Below are 15,275 nucleotides of genomic sequence, written 5' to 3' on the forward strand. Positions count from 1 at the left end.
CCCTTTTTTTTAATTATCCGGCCACCCCCTTTATCAACACCTCTAGCAAAACACTCTTCCCCACCCCCCCCCACTCCCCACCCCCCGCCGTGGCCCGCGGCGGGCCGGCCCCTGGGGGCGCGCCCGCCGCGGACCGGCGGGGTCGCTACTTCAGCGCCAGCACCATCGCGTCCGTGGGCGAGGCCCACACCGTGCGGGCCTCGGCGAAGCCGGAGTCGCGCAGCGCGGCGGCGTGCCAGGCCGCCGACGGGGTGTCCCCGTCGGCGTGCTCGCCGTAGATCTCGAAGCGCTCCGCGGTCGGCCCGGCCAGCCGCGGGTCGGCGGCGGCCAGCTGCCACCACGAGGCCCAGTCCACCGCCCCGGCCGCCTTGGCCTCGTCCATCCTCGCGTGGCGGAACGCCCGCTCCGCGGCGTCGATGCGCGGGGTGGACCCGTCGGGCATCCGGTCGGCGTTGAGGAAGACCCCGCCGTCCCGGACCAGCCCACCGAGCCGGCCGTAGAGGCCGCGCAGCTCCTCGCTGTGCAGCCAGTGCAGCGCGGTGGCGGTGAGCACCGCGTCGTAGCGGTCGTGCGGCAGCTTCGCCGTCCACTGCGGGTCCTTCAGGTCGGCCCGTACGAAGCGGACCCGGGACTCGCCCTCGAAGTACCCTTCCGCGATGGCCAGCAGCGCGGGATCCAGGTCGACGCCCACACTCCGGGCCCGGGGGAAACGCTTGAGCAGCCGGTCGGAGATACTGCCGGTGCCACACGCCAGGTCCAGCACCCGCGGTGCGGGGCCCACCAGCGCCTCGACCATGTCGAGCATCACCCGGAACCGCTCCTCGCGGTCGGGGAGGTACCACTCCTGCTGCCGGTCCCAACTGTCCTGCCACGCCTGCCAGTCGGCGCCGACGACGGTCTCGGTCATCACTACCCCTTCAGGCCGTAATACCCTCGTAGCTAACACGCCCATTACTGCGCGCGCATCCGCACCCTAACCTCCACCCGTAAGGACTACAAGTGGAACTGGCCTATTACTCGGACTACGCCGTGCGACTGGTCAACACCGAACAGCCCGAGCGCGGCGCCGACACCCTCACCTCGGTCGAGGCGGTACGGGAACTCTTCGGGGTCGCCCAGCAGGCCGCTCGGAGGGCCACCGAGAGCGATGTGACCCGGCTGCGCGCGGTCCGCTCCCGGTTGCGCGCGGTCTTCGAGGCCGCCGACGCCGGCGACGAGGTCCTGGCCGTGGACCTGCTGAACGCCCTGATGATCGAGTTCCCGGTCAGCCCGCAGATCTCCGGCCATGAGTACCGGGACGAGGGGGGCACCTCCCGCTCGGGAGGAGCCGAGAGTGGGGGCGGCCGCCCCAAGTGGCACATGCACATCGCCGACCACGCCGCCAACGCCACGGCCGCCTTCAGCGCGACCGCCTGCATGGGCCTGGCCTTCCAGCTCACCGAGCTGGGCGTGGAGCGGCTGGGCATCTGCGAGGCGGCGCCCTGTCGCAACGCCTACCTGGACACCTCGACCAACCGCTCCCGGCGCTACTGCTCCGACCGCTGCGCCACCCGGGCCAACGTCGCCGCCTACCGCGCCCGCAAGCGCCGGGAGAGCGAGCGCTCGGCCCTCACCGGGCGGACCGCGGAGACCACCCAGGAGAGCACCCCGGCGACCGACCGCTGAATCCCCCGCGGCGGCCGGAGCCGCACCCAGGCGCGGGCGATGACCAGCTCGTCCGGAACCGCCCCGAATTCCCGGCTGTCGTTCTCGACGAACGGATTGTCCCCCTGGACCCACCAGCCGCCCTCGGACCGCCGCACCGCCCGCTTGACGATCAGCAGGTCCTGTCGGAACGGATGCCGCAGCACCACCACCGCACCGGGCCGTACCGCCGCCCCGTACTGCACCACCAGCTGGTCACCGGGCTGCAGCGTCGGCACCATCGACGGGTTGTAGACCTCGGCCAGCCCGAAGGCCTTCAGCAGCCCACCGGGCCCCGAACCCGGCTCCGCGCCCTCGCCCTGCCCCGGCCCGCGCTCGTGCACCCGCTCCGGCATCCCGTACCTCCCGGCTCCACCTACTCACCGGTCCATCCTCCAACAGTCCCGGGGCGTCACCGGACTTTTGCCCTAAGACCCCCGGCCCACCCGAGAAAAGCCTTCCCGCACCGAGTAATCTCGCACCTGAGAAGACGATCACGAGGAAGGATGGAACATGCTCTCCCGCCTGTTCGCCCCCAAGGTCAAGGTCAGCGCCCACTGCGATCTGCCCTGCGGTGTGTACGACCCCGCCCAGGCCCGCATCGAGGCCGAGTCGGTCAAGGCCGTCCAGGAGAAGTACCAGGCCAACGAGGACGCGGACTTCCGCACCCGCGCGGTCCTCATCAAGGAGCAGCGCGCCGAGCTGGCCAAGCACCACGTCTCGGTGCTGTGGAGCGACTACTTCAAGCCCCCGCACTTCGAGAAGTACCCGGAGCTGCACCAGCTGGTCAACGACACCCTCAAGGCCCTCAGCGCCGCCAAGGGCTCCAACGACCCGGCGACCGGCCAGAAGGCGCTGGACTACATCGCCCAGATCGACAAGATCTTCTGGGAGACGAAGAAGGCCTGACCCGGGCCACCTGGCGGCCCCGTCGCGCACTGCCGCGCCGGTCCGGCCCGCACCCGTCGTGCACCCGTCCCGACACCGCCCGCCGACCGCGGGCCGGTGACGGGGCGGGTGCGGTCGTTTCGCCGTGGGTGCGCCCGCACGGCAGAGGCCGTCTTCGCCGTGGGCCGTGCATTTCTTCCGGGCCGGCGCCGGTGGGGCCGTCAGGGCGCTTTGCCGGGGTGCCGGCGGAGCCGTTGCAGGCCGCCCGCCGCCATGCCCCGTACGGGCAGTTCCTCCGCCGGGCCCGCCGGAACCGCGCCGGCGCCGACCGCCCGGCCGTAGCGCCGGGCCAGAGGTGTGGCGGTGAGGCCGTGGGCGAGAACGCTGAGCAGGACGGTGCAGCCGACGACCGGGACCAGGGCGCGCCGGCCGGAGGGGTCCAGCTCCTCGACCGCCAGCAGCCCGAAGATCACCGAGGCCAGTCCCCGGGGGCCGAACCAGCCGACGAACAGCACGGTCCGGGCGTCCAGTCCGCTGCCCACCAGGCACAGCGCCACCGGCAGCATCCGCACCACGGTCAGGCTCAGCACCGCGTAGACGACGGCCTGCCAGCTGAGGTGGGCGAGCACGTCCGGCAGCAGCAGCGAACCGAAGACCAGCCACACCAGGACCGAGAACAGCGCCCCGGACTGCTCGACGTACAGCAGCACCCGCGGTGGGGCGCCGTGCACGGTGCCGAAGGCCAGTCCGGTCACGAAGGCGGCCACGAAGCCGTTGCCGCCGAACGCCAGGGCGGAGGTGTAGCAGAGCAGGGCCAGGGCCAGCACCCCCGCACCGGCGAAGTCCTCCGCGGCCCAGCCGCTGCGCAGTGTGGTCCGCAGCAGCCATCCGGCGGCCAGCCCCAGCGCCACCCCGTACGCCGTGCCGATCAGCAGCTGCACCACGGCGTGCCCGGGGGCCTCCGCCCCGGCGGCGCCCTCGGCCGTGCTGACCCCGGCCAGGGCGAGCACCACCAGCGGGGTGACGATGCCGTCGTTGAGCCCGCTCTCGACGTTGATGACCCGGCGGACCCGGGCCGGGACATCGGGGTTGACCATCATGGTGGCGCCCAGCGCGGCATCCGTCGGCGCCAGCGCGGCCCCCACGAACAGCGCGCCCCATCCGGCGACCCCCGGCAGCAGGACGGCCGCCAGCAGCGCGCCCAGTGCCACGCACAGCGGCAGCCCGATGCCCAGCAGCCGTACGAAGAGGCCGAGTTCGGGCCGCACGGCGCGGAACGAAAGCCGCGCGGCATCGGTGAAGAGCACCCACACCAGGGTGACCTCCGCGATCGCCTTGACCGTCTCGTGCGGGACGGCGAGGTCCAGCGCGCCGGTGCCCTCGGCAAGCAGCAGTCCGGTCAGGACGAAGGCCACCGGAGCGGTGATGGCGTGGCGCTCCATGCGCCGTGAGCACAGGCACCAGACGAAGAGCAGCAGCAGAACGAGGGAGAAGGAGCCGTCCACAGGGTCTCCAGGGCATGGCAGCGCCGGCCGTAGGAGTTCCCACTCTCGGCCATCGCCCCCGCCGTCGGACGCCGCCGCCGGGCCGGGACGCCCGCCTTTCACACGGTCGGCCCACGGGCGGCCCTGTGGGGGGGGCCGGCCGGGGCCCGGCGGACCGGTCGGACGCTGACCTCGGAGGTCCGGCAGGTGGAGGAGCCGCCCGGCGCCGCCGGGTGACGGGGCGCTCCCCGGCTCCGGTCCCCGTCCACGGTGCCGGATTGCCGCGGACGGGGACCCGGTGCCCTGACGGGTTGCCGTCCCTACGTCGGCACGGGCAGCGGCCCGTCGTTGTGTACCAGCCAGTCCCGGTACGGCTCGCTCGCCCAGGCGATCTCCAGGTAGGAGGCGGTCAGATCGGCGAAGAGGTCATCACCGGTGGCGGCCGGGGTGCCCTCCGGGCGGCAGGCCATGAACAGCCGGACGGCCAGCGGGTCGCCCTGGAGCGGACGGATCGCCATGCCGTGCCGGAGGCGGGCGGTCGGCTGGCAGGGGGTGACCACCTCACCGGCCGTGACCAGGTCCACCGCGGTGAGGTAATCGCCGTGCACGACCCGGGGGTTGATGCCGGCGTCGGTCCAGATGCGGCGCAGCCCGGCCCATTCGCCGTCCACGCTGGGGTCGACCATCCACTGGTCCTCGGCCAGGTCCGCGACCCGGACGACCTGTCGGGAGGCTGCCGGGTGGGTCTCCGCAAGGGCGATGAACTGCGGTTCCCTGGCGATGAGTTCATGCTCGACCAGGCCGTCGGGGACGCGTAGCGGCGCGCCCTCGACCTCGTGCACGAACGCGGCGTCGAGCTGCCCCATGGCGACCATGTGCAGCAGCGCATTGGCGGACACATCGGCCCTTATCGTGGTGTCCGTCTCCGGCAGCCGCTTCCGGAGCCGGCGCAGCCACCCGGCGACCGCGGGGCTGTTGGTGCTGCCGATGTGCAGCCGGGCGCTCCGTTCGCGGTGCGAGGCGGCGGCGACTTCGTCGAGCAGCGCCCGCATTTCGGCCACGATCGGCCGGGCCCGGCACAGCACCGCATGGCCCAGCGGGGTGGGCCGGCTGCCGGTCGGCTCACGGAAGAAGAGCTGGCCGCCGAGGGCCTTCTCGATGCGGTGAAGCTGCGTCGTCAGGGAAGGCTGAGTCATGCCGAGCTGCCGGGCCGCCTTGCGTACGCTGCCGGAGTCGGCGATGGCGCACAATGCGCGAAGATGCCTTACCTCAAGCTCCACAACGGGAGCATAACGAGCACAGCATCTGTCACACCAGACTCTCAAACCTGCCGGAACTCGCCTTTTTCGGTCGGGTATTGGCCCGTCCTATCACCAGTTGGCATCTCCGCCCTCCGGGTGAAGTCCGTCCAGACTCAACGGCACCAAGAAATCCGCAGGGCCCCGGTCGCCGCCCCACACGGCGACCGTACGGCCCTCGGAACTTAAAGGAGCCCCCCACATGAGATCTCCTAAGACGGCGCTGTCGGCGGCGCTCGGTCTGGGTCTGGTCGCGGCGTTCGCCGCCGCCGCACCGGTTTCGGCAGCCTCCTCCTCCGTGGCCCCGGCCACCCACAGCACCCCCGCCTCGATCGCGGCCTACACCGGCTCGGCGGCCGAAAAGGCGGACACCAAGGCCTTCTTCGAGGCCGTGGTGAAGTCGGCACGGGCCAAGATGAAGGCCCACCCGAACGCGGCGTCGGTCACCGTGACCTACGACGCCAGCGCGGCCCCGACGTACAAGAGCCAGATAGCCGAGACCGCCTCCATCTGGAACAGCGCGGTCAAGAACGTGCAGCTGAAGGAGGGCAGCGGCGGCGACTTCCAGTACAAGGAGGGCGACGACCCGCGCGGCTCCTACGCCAGCACCGACGGCCACGGCAAGGGCTTCGTGTTCCTGGACCACAAGCAGAACCAGGAGTACAACTCGACCCGCGTCACCGCGCACGAGACCGGCCATGTGCTGGGTCTGCCGGACCACTACGAGGGTCCCTGCAGCGAGCTGATGTCCGGCGGCGGCCCCGGCACGTCCTGCCAGAACACCCAGCCCGACGCGAACGAGCGCGCCAAGGTGGACGAGCTGTGGGCCAACGGCCTGGCGGGCGTCCACTTCGGCAAGGCGTCCTGACGACCGTCAGGACCGCCCGCAGCACACCTCCTGCCCCACTTTCTGCACCGCCTTCTGCACCAAGAAGCAGTTCGGCATCACGAGTTCGGCGGTGGCCCGCGGACCGCGGCTGATGGAGATCGGTCCGCGTACGGCCTGGGGCTGACGAGTACCGGAACCTGGCGGCCGGCTCTCGTATCCCCACCAGCCCTCGCATCCCTGCGTCGCCGACACCCGAAAGCGGCGGGGTTCCTCCCGGAGCCCCGCTGCTTTCGTGTGCGCGGCCGGGCGTCCGGGCCGCACCCCACCGGCACCCTCCGTACCCCGGTCCCCCGCCGGCTCCGGTCAGCCCCAGAGCGCCTGCCCGGCGGCGACCCCGGCGAACGCGGCCGCGAGACCGGCCAGGACGCTCGCCACCACATTGGCCGCGGCCAGGCCCCGCGCCCCGTCCGTCGCCAGCCGCAGCGTCTCGTAGGAGAAGGTCGAGTACGTCGTCAGAGCACCGCACAGGCCGGTGCCGACCAGCAGTTGGAGGTGCGCCGAGGCCGCCCCGACGGCGACCGCCCCGCTCAGCAGACCGAGGATGAACGAGCCGACGACATTGACGGTCAGGGTGCCCCAGGGGAACACGGAGTCGTGCCGCGACTGCACATAGCGGTCGGTGAGGAAGCGCAGCGGTGCGCCGACCACCGCACCGGCCAGGACGAGCAGCCAGTTCACCCGTGCCCGCCCCCGGTCGGGTGCGTGCCGTCGGTGTCCGTGGCCGGGCGGACCAGCATCTCGCAGGCGTCGAGCGTCACCAGGCCGCCGCCCGTGAGGAGTTCGTCCAGCTGCGGCAGGAAGTCCCGCACCCGCTGCTCGCTGTCCACCACCACGACGGCGACCGGCAGTTCCTCGCTCATCGACAGCAGCCGCTGGGTGTGGATGACCGCGCCCGATCCGAAGCCCTCGATCCCGCGGAAGACGCTGGCGCCGGCCAGCCCGGCGGTCCGGGCGCGGTGCACGATCTCGACGTAGAGCGGCTTGTGGTGCCACACCTCCTGCTCGCCGACCATGATCGTGAGCCGGAGCGCCGGGGTGCCCTGGGGGTGTGCCGCCTGGTCTGTCATACCGTCCGCCGCCTCAGCTGGAGAAGTTCCCGGGTGCCGGCCGACGCGAGCCACACGGCGGCGAGCGCGGCGAGCAGGGTGCCCGCGAGGTACGCCATGGCGAGCATCGGCTGCCGGGCGCCGACCAGCCGCTGGATGTCGACCGCGTAGGTGGAGAAGGTGGTGAAGCCCCCGAGGATGCCGGTGCCGAGGAAGGGGCGCAGCAGCCGGTGGTCCGACCAGGCCTCGGTGATCAGCACCATCAGGACGCCCATCAGCGCACAGCCGGTCACATTGACGGTCAGGGTCGTCCAGGGGAAAGTGCCGACGCCGGTGGGCCAGAGCAAGGCGGCGCCGTAACGGGCCGAGGCGCCGATCGCGCCGCCCGCGGCCACCGCGCCGATCACGGGCCACTGACCGAGCCAGGGGGCCGCCCGGTGTGATCGCTCGCTCATATGTCTCCCGAGATCATCGGCGCCCTCAGATTAACCCTGCCGAATTGGCCCCGCCAACGTGGGACGCCCCCGCTGCCGCTGGGGCGCGAGGCCGCCCTCACGGCAGTATGCGGCGCTCCTTCGCGACCACCACCGCGCCCGCGCGGGTGTCCACACCAAGCTTGTCGTAGATGCGGCGCAGGTGGGTCTTGACCGTGGCCTCACTGATGTGGAGGGCGCGGGCGATGTCCCGGTTGCCGATGCCGCGGGCGAGCTGGGCCAGGATGTCGCGTTCGCGGTCGGTGAGGGTGGGCCGGGGCCGGCGCAGGTTGGCCATGACGCGGCCGGCGACCGGCGGGGACAGGGCGGTACGTCCCTCGGCGGCGGCGTGGATCGCGGCGAACAACTCGTCGGGGCGCTCGGCCTTGAGCAGGTAGCCGGTGGCGCCCGCCTCGATGGCGCGGGTGATGTCGGCGTCGGTGTCGTAGGTGGTGAGGACCAGGACGTGGAGCACGGCTCCGGGGGTGGAGGTGAGGCGGCGGGTGGTCTCCACGCCGTCGATGCCCTCGCCCAGTTGCAGATCCATCAGCACCACGTCCGGGGCGAGTTTCGCGGCCAGCGCGAGCGCCTCCTCGCCGGTGCCGGCCTCACCGACGACCTCGATGCCCGGGGCGCTGTCGAGCAGGGCGAGCAGCCCGGCCCGTACGACGGCGTGGTCGTCGCAGACCAGGATGCGTACGGGAGCGCGGTCGGGGGTCATCGGGGCGCCTCCAGGGGGACGGCGGCGGACAGGGTGGTGCCCTCGCCGGGCGTGGACTCGACGGTCAGGGCGCCACCGAGCGCGCGCAGCCGGGCTCGCATGGCGGGCAACCCGTGACCGCGTCGGCTGCCGGGGGTGGCGGGCAGCGCGGTGGGGTCGAAGCCGTGGCCGTCGTCGGAGACGTCCAGGACGACCTCGTCGTCGAGGACGGTGAGCGTGAGCGTGGCAGTGCCCGCGGCGGCGTGCTCGCGGACGTTGGCCAGGGCGCCCTGAGCGATGCGCAGCAGGGCGGACTGGACGCGGTCGGGCAGCCCGGGGAGCCTGCCGTCGTCATCGACGTGCACGCGCACGGTGAGGTGTGCCCCGGACTCCCGCGCGGCCAGGGCGCCCAGGGCCTGATCGAGGCCGCCGCCGCGGGCGAGGTCGGTGGGGGCCAGGTCGTGCACAAAGCGTCGGGCCTCGGCGAGGTTGTGTTCGGCCACGGACGCGGCGGTACGTACGTGGGCGCGGGCCTTGCCCGGTTCGGTGTCCCACACCCGGTCCGCCGCCTGGAGCAGCATCCGCTGGCTGGACAGGCCCTGGGCGAGCGAGTCGTGGATCTCCATGGAGAGCCGCTGGCGTTCGGTGAGGGTGCCCTCCCGGCGTTCGGAGGCGGCGAGTTCGCGGCGGGTGCGGAGCAGGTCGTCGATCAGGACGCGCTGGCCGGCGGTGTGCCGTTCCATCTGCAGGAAGACGGCGGTGGCGAGGGCGGCGACGGCGGGCGGCGCAAGCACCAGGTTCGGGTCGAAGCGCCCGGACAGCTGGAGCTGCGCGGCGACGACGAGCGCCGTCAGGACCGCCACGAGAACGAGGGCCGCCCGGGGCGGCAGCATGCGCAGGCCGGTGTAGAAGAGGGGCACCGCACACCAGGCGAAGCTGGGCGCGAGCACGACCAGCACCATCCACACCACGACGACCAGCGCCAGCCAGGCCGAGCGCCGCCGGGTGGGTCGTGGGCCCGCTTCGCCCATCCCGGGCCCCAACAGATGCAGCACCGCCAGCGCCACGCACAGCGCGATGATCCAGCCGGTGCGCGGCTCGCCCGGGTGGCGCAGCAGGAAGCGGGCCAGCGCTCCGCCGAGCAGCAGGAAGAACGCCGTGTGCAGCACGGCGCCGAGCCACCGGGTGTCCACGGCGCTCGGTTCGTACGGCCGGTCCCGCATGCGGAGCCTGCCTCCCTCACACTTGCTTCACTGCGCTCCGCGAGCCGCCGAGCTGGGCAAACACCTCCATTGTGACCGAGCGCGGGGACCGGGCCGTCAGCCGATCGGATGACCCCGGTGTCATCCGTCGCGCAGTGCGAAGCCAGCCGGAACGCCGACGGTCCGGGCCCGGTTCCGGGCCGAGGGTGGAGAGCGGACAAAGCAGGGCGGCAACCGTGCCGCACGCCCACCCGAGGAGACCGCCCCATGAAGGCCATCGACCGAGCACACCAGAAGATCTCCCGCCGCGCCCGCATCGCCACCGGCGGTGCCGTGGTCGGGGCCGTCGCCCTGTCGGGCTTCGGCGCGCTGTCCGCGAACGCCTCCACACCCGCCACGACGCCCACCGCCGCCGCCTCGGCCTCCGTCCCGGACGGGACCACCACCATCTCCACCCATCTGACGGTCGACGCCGCCGCCAAGGCCGCGAAGGGCGCGCTCGACGCCGCCGAGAAGGAGCACCAGCGGGTCACGGTCGCCGTCGTCGACCGCAACGGCAACACGATCGTCACCCTGCGCGGCGACGGCGCCGGCCCGCAGTCCTCCGCGTCCGCCGAGCGCAAGGCGTTCACCGCGGTCGCCTGGAACGCCCCCACCTCCCAGCTGGCCGAGCGTCTCCAGCAGACCCCGAACCTGAAGGACATCCCCGGCACGCTGTTCCTGGCGGGCGCCGTCCCCGTCACCGCCAAGAACGCGCCGATCGCCGGCATCGGCGTCGCAGGCGCGCCGTCCGGGACGCTGGACGAGAAGTTCGCCCGGGCGGGAGCGGACGCGGTGGGCCGCTAGCTATGCGGTCCCGGGGGACAGAGCAGAGGCCTCAGAGCCAGCCGTTCCGCTTGAAACCGCGGTGGATCACCCAGCAGGCGAGCACGGTCAGCCCCATCACCAGCGGGTAGCCGAACGTCCAGTGCTTCTCGGGCATGTACTCGAAGTTCATGCCGTAGACGCCGCAGACCATGGTCGGTACGGCGAGGATCGCGACCCAGGCGCTGATCTTCCGCATGTCCTCGTTCTGGGCGACGGTGACCTGGGCGAGATGGGCCTGGAGTATGGAGTTGAGCAGCTCGTCGAAGGCGGTGATCTGCTCGGTGACCCGGTCGAGGTGGTCGGCGACGTCCCGGAAGTAGGTCTTGATCCGGGTGTCGACCTGCCGCAGCGGCTGGGTCGCCAGCTCCTGCATCGGCAGGGCCAAGGGGGCCACCGCCCGCTTCAGTTCGAGCAGTTCGCGCTTGAGCTGGTAGATCCGGCCGGCCCCCCGGCTGCCGCGCACCGAGAAGACCTCGCTCTCGACGTCGTCGATGTCGTCCTGGACGGCGGCCGTGACGTCCAGGTAGTCGTCCACGACGAGGTCGGCGATGGCGTGCAGCACGGCGGACGGGCCGAGCGCCAACTGCTCGGGCACGGACTCCAGATGCTCGCGCAGCGGCCCCAGGGAACCGTGTCCGCCGTGCCGGACGGTGATCACGAAGTCGTTGCCCGTGAAGACCATGATCTCGCCGGTCTCGACGACCTCGCTGGTGTCGGTGAGCCGGTCGTGCTCGACGTAGCGGACCGTCTTGAAGACCGTGAACAGCGAGTCGTCGTAGCGCTCCAGCTTGGGCCGCTGGTGGGCGTAGACGGCGTCCTCGACGGCGAGCGGGTGCAGTCCGAACAGCTCGACGATGCCGGAGAACTCCTTCTCGGACGGCTCGTGCAGCCCGATCCAGACGAAGCCCCGCCCGGATCTGCGGACCCGGTCGATCGCCACCTCGGCGGGGTGGTCACCGTGCTGCCGTACGCCGTCCACGTACACCGCGCAGTTCACCACGGCGGTGCCGAGCGGCGACCGCGCCGGGTGGCTGAGGTCGACACCCCGGGAGCGCGGCTGCGGCAGCCGGACGGCCTTACGGAGATTGCTGATCATCGACACCCGGCCAGTATGGCCCGCGACCCTCCGCCGGGGGTACGCCGAAGCGGTGGTTTTTACACCCGGCCGACGGGGACCGGGCGACCGACGGGGACCCGGACGCCGGGCCGGAGCCCGCTGGAGGGCTGCGGCTGCGGCTGTAGGACAGCTCCGGTCCTACTACTGCCGCCATCATCGGTCCCATGAGTGAGACATCGGCGCGACTGCTGAATCTGCTGTCCCTGCTGCAGACCCCGCGCGAATGGCCCGGCAGCGAGCTGGCCGGGCGGCTAGGGGTCACCACCCGGACGATCCGCCGGGACGTCGGGCGGCTGCGGGAGCTGGGGTACCCGGTGCACGCCACGATGGGCGCGGAGGGCGGCTACCGGCTGGCGGCGGGCACCGCGATGCCGCCGCTGCTGCTGGACGACGAGGAGGCGGTGGCCATCGCGGTCGGGCTGCGCTCGACGGCCGGCCACACCGTCACGGGCATCGAGGAGGCCTCGGTACGGGCGCTGGCCAAGCTCGAACAGGTGCTGCCGGCCCGCCTGCGGCGGCGGGTGAGCACCCTGGGCACGGCCACCGTCCCGCTGCCGACCGGCGCCGGACCGACCGTCGATCCGGAGCATCTGACGGTGCTGGCCGCGGCCATCGCCAACCACGAACGGCTCCGGTTCGCCTACCGGGCGGGCGCCGGCGCCCACAGCAAGCGCCTGGTGGAGCCGCACCGGCTGGTGGCGGCGGGCCGCCGCTGGTACCTGGTGGCGTACGACAACGACCGCGAGGACTGGCGGATCTTCCGGGTGGACCGGCTGAGCGAACCGTTCCCCACGGGGGTGCGGACCCCGCCGCGGGAGCTGCCCGCCACCGACGCCGGCGCCTACGTCCGGGACCGGATGCAGGGCCTGGCCCAGACCCACCGGGCCGTGGTGACGGTGCACGCCCCGGCCGCCGAGGTGACGCCCCGGCTGGGCGGTCCGGCAGCCGGGGCGGTCGAACCGCTCGACGAGGGCTCCTGCCGCTGGCGGAGCACCCCCGACTCGCTGGAGTGGCTGGCGATGCGACTGGCCGTGCTGGGGCGCGAGTTCACGGTGCACGAGCCGGCGGAGCTGGTGGCGTACCTGCGGGAGATGGCCGGGCGGGTGGGGCGCGCCGCGGGCGGGGCGGACCACGAAGCCTGAGGGGAATACCCCTAGGGGGTATATTGTTTGACCAGGCACCCGCGCACCCGCACCATGCAGTCCCAGCACACCGAGGAGCACCGATGACCACCGCGATCGGAGAGCACGGCGTCGAGCTGGAGATCGGCGGGATGACCTGCGCCTCGTGCGCGGCCCGCGTCGAGAAGAAGCTCAACCGCATGGACGGCGTCACCGCGACCGTCAACTTCGCCACCGAGAAGGCGCAGGTGGCGCTCGCGCCGGACAGCGGGCTCAGCACCGCGGACCTGATCGCCACCGTGGAGCGGACCGGCTACACCGCCACGGTCCCGGCGCCGCCCGCACCCGTATCGGACGCGGCGCATCCGACGGCGACGGAGGAGCCGGCCGGCGACGCCCTGGGCCCGCTCCGGCAGCGGCTGCTGGTCTCGCTGGCGCTGACCGTTCCGGTGGTCCTGCTGGCGATGGTGCCGCCGTGGCAGTTCACGTACTGGCAGTGGCTGTCGCTGACGCTGGCCGCCCCGGTGGTGGCGTACGGGGCCTGGCCGTTCCACCGGGCCGCCTGGACCAATCTGCGGCACGGCGCCGCCACCATGGACACCCTGATCTCGATGGGCACCCTCGCGGCGTTCGGCTGGTCGGTGTGGGCGCTGTTCCTCGGCCACGCGGGCATGCCGGGGATGACCCACCCCTTCACCCTGACCATCTCCCGGACCGACGGCAGCAGCGCGATCTACCTGGAGGCCGCGGCCGGCGTCACCACCTTCCTGCTGGCCGGCCGCTACTTCGAGGCCCGCGCCAAGCGGAAGGCCGGCGCCGCGCTGCGGGCGCTGCTGGAGCTGGGCGCCAAGGACGTCGCGGTGCTGCGGGAGGGCCGGGAGGTCCGGATCCCCACCGGGGAGCTGCGCGTCGGCGACCGGTTCGTGGTGCGCCCCGGCGAGAAGATCGCCACCGACGGCACGGTGGTGGACGGCTCCTCCGCCGTGGACGCCTCGATGCTCACCGGCGAGTCCGTCCCGGTCGAGGTCGCCCCCGGCGAGGCGGTCACCGGCGCCACCGTCAACGCCGGCGGCCGGCTGGTGGTCGAGGCCACCCGGATCGGCGCGGACACCCAGCTCGCCCGGATGGCGCGGCTGGTGGAGGAGGCGCAGAACGGCAAGGCGGCGGCGCAGCGGCTAGCCGACCGGATCTCCGCGGTGTTCGTCCCGGCCGTGATCGTGCTCGCCCTGGGCACCCTGGCCGGCTGGCTGCTGACCGGCGCCGGCGCGGTGGCCGCCTTCACCGCGGCGGTGGCCGTACTGATCATCGCCTGCCCGTGTGCCCTGGGGCTGGCCACCCCGACCGCCCTGATGGTCGGCACCGGGCGCGGCGCCCAGCTGGGCATCCTGCTGAAGGGTCCCGAGGTGCTGGAGTCGACCCGCAGGGTCGACACCATCGTCCTGGACAAGACCGGCACGGTGACCACCGGCGTGATGACGCTGGCCGAGGTGCACACCGCCGAGGGCACCACCGAGGACGAGGTGCTGCGGCTGGCCGGCGCGCTGGAGCACGCCTCCGAGCACCCACTGGCCCGCGCCGTCGCCGAGGGCGCGGCGGCCCGTACGGGAGCCGCCCTGCCAGTCCCCGAGGACTTCACCAGCCTCCCCGGCCTGGGCGTGCGGGGGACCGTCGAGGGGCACGCCGTCCTGGTGGGCCGGGAGCGGCTGCTCACCGAGGGCGGCCAGGTGCTGCCGCCCGCTCTGGCGGACGCCAAGGCCGCGGCGGAGGCGTCCGGCCGTACCGCGGTGGCCGTCGGCTGGGACGGCGCCGCCCGGGCGGTGCTGGTCGTCGCCGATGCGGTCAAGCCCACCAGCGCCGAGGCGGTCCGGCGGCTGCGGGCACTGGGCCTGACACCGGTGCTGCTGACCGGCGACCACCGGGCCGTCGCCGAGGCGGTCGCCGCCGAGGTCGGCATCGACGAGGTGATCGCGGAGGTGCTCCCCGAGGACAAGGTCGCCGTCGTCGCACGGCTGCAGGCCGAGGGCCGGTCGGTCGCCATGGTCGGCGACGGCGTCAACGACGCGGCCGCGCTGGCCCGCGCCGACCTGGGCCTGGCCATGGGCACCGGCACCGACGCCGCCATCGAGGCCGGCGACCTCACCCTGGTACGCGGCGATCTGCGGGTCGCGGCGGACGCGATCCGGCTGGCCCGCGCCACCCTCGGCACCATCCGGGGGAACCTGTTCTGGGCGTTCGGCTACAACGTCGCCGCCCTGCCGCTGGCCGCCGCCGGCCTGCTCAACCCCATGATCGCCGGTGCCGCGATGGCCTTCTCCTCGGTCTTCGTCGTCGGCAACAGCCTGCGGCTGCGCCGCTTCCGGGCCCTCACCGCGCCGGACGCCCGCGGCTAGGGTCTGTCGTTTGGATCAGGCCGGGCTCGCGCGACCGGGCAGCGAGCACAAGCACAACCCCCCCCAAACAGCGCCCCGCGCCCCGGGGGTGGCCCCCAGAGCAAGTGGGGGCGCCGG

Annotated in this window: 16 protein-coding genes; 6 read left to right on the plus strand and 10 right to left on the minus strand. The window is 73.0% G+C overall.

Annotation, left to right across the window (positions count from 1 at the left end):
• Positions 1–145 precede the first annotated feature (145 nt).
• Positions 146–907 carry a class I SAM-dependent methyltransferase gene (locus AB0G84_RS35855; protein WP_361330788.1) on the minus strand — a complete coding sequence of 254 codons (762 nt, stop codon included), beginning with the start codon at positions 905–907 and terminating at the stop codon, positions 146–148.
• 92 nt (positions 908–999) lie between these two features.
• Between AB0G84_RS35855 and AB0G84_RS35860 the strand changes: the two genes are divergently transcribed.
• A complete protein-coding gene (locus tag AB0G84_RS35860; protein WP_361330791.1) occupies positions 1,000–1,665 on the plus strand; it encodes a CGNR zinc finger domain-containing protein in 666 nt (221 codons plus the stop codon).
• Here AB0G84_RS35860 and sodX read toward each other — a convergent pair.
• Positions 1,569–2,039, minus strand: a complete 471-nt coding sequence (gene sodX, locus AB0G84_RS35865; protein WP_361330794.1) for a nickel-type superoxide dismutase maturation protease — start codon at positions 2,037–2,039, stop codon at positions 1,569–1,571. The genes AB0G84_RS35860 and sodX overlap by 97 nt on opposite strands.
• A gap of 157 nt (positions 2,040–2,196) precedes the next feature.
• Between sodX and sodN the strand changes: the two genes are divergently transcribed.
• Positions 2,197–2,592 (plus strand): superoxide dismutase, Ni, encoded by a 396-nt coding sequence (gene sodN, locus AB0G84_RS35870; protein WP_030085982.1) that lies wholly within the window; start codon positions 2,197–2,199, stop codon positions 2,590–2,592.
• Positions 2,593–2,792: 200 nt separating this feature from the next.
• On the opposite strand, the gene AB0G84_RS35875 is transcribed toward sodN, so the two are convergent.
• Positions 2,793–4,076 (minus strand): cation:proton antiporter, encoded by a 1,284-nt coding sequence (locus tag AB0G84_RS35875; RefSeq protein WP_361330798.1) that lies wholly within the window; start codon positions 4,074–4,076, stop codon positions 2,793–2,795.
• Positions 4,077–4,375: 299 nt separating this feature from the next.
• Positions 4,376–5,335 (minus strand): LysR family transcriptional regulator, encoded by a 960-nt coding sequence (locus tag AB0G84_RS35880; protein WP_361330801.1) that lies wholly within the window; start codon positions 5,333–5,335, stop codon positions 4,376–4,378.
• A gap of 220 nt (positions 5,336–5,555) precedes the next feature.
• Between AB0G84_RS35880 and snpA the strand changes: the two genes are divergently transcribed.
• Positions 5,556–6,221 carry a snapalysin gene (gene snpA, locus AB0G84_RS35885; RefSeq protein WP_361330804.1) on the plus strand — a complete coding sequence of 222 codons (666 nt, stop codon included), beginning with the start codon at positions 5,556–5,558 and terminating at the stop codon, positions 6,219–6,221.
• A gap of 324 nt (positions 6,222–6,545) precedes the next feature.
• Here snpA and crcB read toward each other — a convergent pair whose 3' ends face one another.
• The 5 genes from crcB to AB0G84_RS35910 form a co-directional block, all read right to left on the minus strand.
• Positions 6,546–6,920, minus strand: a complete 375-nt coding sequence (gene crcB / locus AB0G84_RS35890; protein ID WP_361330807.1) for a fluoride efflux transporter CrcB — start codon at positions 6,918–6,920, stop codon at positions 6,546–6,548.
• Entirely contained in the window at positions 6,917–7,309 is a 393-nt protein-coding gene (locus tag AB0G84_RS35895; RefSeq protein WP_361330810.1) for a DUF190 domain-containing protein, read from the minus strand. Before AB0G84_RS35895 ends, crcB begins: the two co-directional genes overlap by 4 nt.
• The gene (locus tag AB0G84_RS35900; protein ID WP_361330813.1) at positions 7,306–7,743 is read right to left on the minus strand and encodes a CrcB family protein; all 438 of its coding nucleotides are present in this window, start codon (positions 7,741–7,743) and stop codon (positions 7,306–7,308) included. The genes AB0G84_RS35895 and AB0G84_RS35900 overlap by 4 nt, the downstream gene beginning before the upstream one ends.
• A gap of 97 nt (positions 7,744–7,840) precedes the next feature.
• The gene (locus AB0G84_RS35905) at positions 7,841–8,482 is read right to left on the minus strand and encodes a response regulator transcription factor (protein WP_361330816.1); all 642 of its coding nucleotides are present in this window, start codon (positions 8,480–8,482) and stop codon (positions 7,841–7,843) included.
• On the minus strand, positions 8,479–9,684 hold the full coding sequence (locus AB0G84_RS35910; protein WP_361330819.1) for a sensor histidine kinase: 1,206 nt from the start codon (positions 9,682–9,684) through the stop codon (positions 8,479–8,481). The genes AB0G84_RS35905 and AB0G84_RS35910 overlap by 4 nt, the downstream gene beginning before the upstream one ends.
• Before the next feature lie 246 nt (positions 9,685–9,930).
• Between AB0G84_RS35910 and AB0G84_RS35915 the strand changes: the two genes are divergently transcribed.
• Positions 9,931–10,509 carry a heme-binding protein gene (locus AB0G84_RS35915; RefSeq protein WP_361330823.1) on the plus strand — a complete coding sequence of 193 codons (579 nt, stop codon included), beginning with the start codon at positions 9,931–9,933 and terminating at the stop codon, positions 10,507–10,509.
• A 31-nt stretch (positions 10,510–10,540) separates the two neighbouring features.
• On the opposite strand, the gene AB0G84_RS35920 is transcribed toward AB0G84_RS35915, so the two are convergent.
• Positions 10,541–11,626 (minus strand): magnesium and cobalt transport protein CorA, encoded by a 1,086-nt coding sequence (locus AB0G84_RS35920; protein WP_361330832.1) that lies wholly within the window; start codon positions 11,624–11,626, stop codon positions 10,541–10,543.
• Between the two features lie 185 nt (positions 11,627–11,811).
• Here AB0G84_RS35920 and AB0G84_RS35925 point away from each other — a divergent pair, with 185 nt between their 5' ends.
• Positions 11,812–12,789 carry a YafY family protein gene (locus AB0G84_RS35925; RefSeq protein WP_361330826.1) on the plus strand — a complete coding sequence of 326 codons (978 nt, stop codon included), beginning with the start codon at positions 11,812–11,814 and terminating at the stop codon, positions 12,787–12,789.
• An 83-nt stretch (positions 12,790–12,872) separates the two neighbouring features.
• A complete protein-coding gene (locus tag AB0G84_RS35930) occupies positions 12,873–15,158 on the plus strand; it encodes a heavy metal translocating P-type ATPase (protein WP_361330829.1) in 2,286 nt (761 codons plus the stop codon).
• The last annotated feature ends 117 nt before the right edge of the window (positions 15,159–15,275 follow it).

It is taken from the genome of Streptomyces sp. NPDC020742 (assembly GCF_040641675.1).
Taxonomy (GTDB): domain Bacteria; phylum Actinomycetota; class Actinomycetes; order Streptomycetales; family Streptomycetaceae; genus Streptomyces.

What these genes read in the sequence shown, in the direction of transcription:
- AB0G84_RS35855 (WP_361330788.1), bottom strand. Translation starts at nt 907, where the DNA reads ATGACCGAGACCGTCGTCGGCGCCGACTGGCAGGCGTGGCAGGACAGT.
- sodX (WP_361330794.1), bottom strand. Translation starts at nt 2,039, where the DNA reads ATGCCGGAGCGGGTGCACGAGCGCGGGCCGGGGCAGGGCGAGGGCGCG.
- sodN (WP_030085982.1), top strand. Translation starts at nt 2,197, where the DNA reads ATGCTCTCCCGCCTGTTCGCCCCCAAGGTCAAGGTCAGCGCCCACTGC.
- snpA (WP_361330804.1), top strand. Translation starts at nt 5,556, where the DNA reads ATGAGATCTCCTAAGACGGCGCTGTCGGCGGCGCTCGGTCTGGGTCTG.
- AB0G84_RS35895 (WP_361330810.1), bottom strand. Translation starts at nt 7,309, where the DNA reads ATGACAGACCAGGCGGCACACCCCCAGGGCACCCCGGCGCTCCGGCTC.
- AB0G84_RS35900 (WP_361330813.1), bottom strand. Translation starts at nt 7,743, where the DNA reads ATGAGCGAGCGATCACACCGGGCGGCCCCCTGGCTCGGTCAGTGGCCC.
- AB0G84_RS35905 (WP_361330816.1), bottom strand. Translation starts at nt 8,482, where the DNA reads ATGACCCCCGACCGCGCTCCCGTACGCATCCTGGTCTGCGACGACCAC.
- AB0G84_RS35910 (WP_361330819.1), bottom strand. Translation starts at nt 9,684, where the DNA reads ATGCGGGACCGGCCGTACGAACCGAGCGCCGTGGACACCCGGTGGCTC.
- AB0G84_RS35915 (WP_361330823.1), top strand. Translation starts at nt 9,931, where the DNA reads ATGAAGGCCATCGACCGAGCACACCAGAAGATCTCCCGCCGCGCCCGC.
- AB0G84_RS35920 (WP_361330832.1), bottom strand. Translation starts at nt 11,626, where the DNA reads ATGATCAGCAATCTCCGTAAGGCCGTCCGGCTGCCGCAGCCGCGCTCC.
- AB0G84_RS35925 (WP_361330826.1), top strand. Translation starts at nt 11,812, where the DNA reads ATGAGTGAGACATCGGCGCGACTGCTGAATCTGCTGTCCCTGCTGCAG.
- AB0G84_RS35930 (WP_361330829.1), top strand. Translation starts at nt 12,873, where the DNA reads ATGACCACCGCGATCGGAGAGCACGGCGTCGAGCTGGAGATCGGCGGG.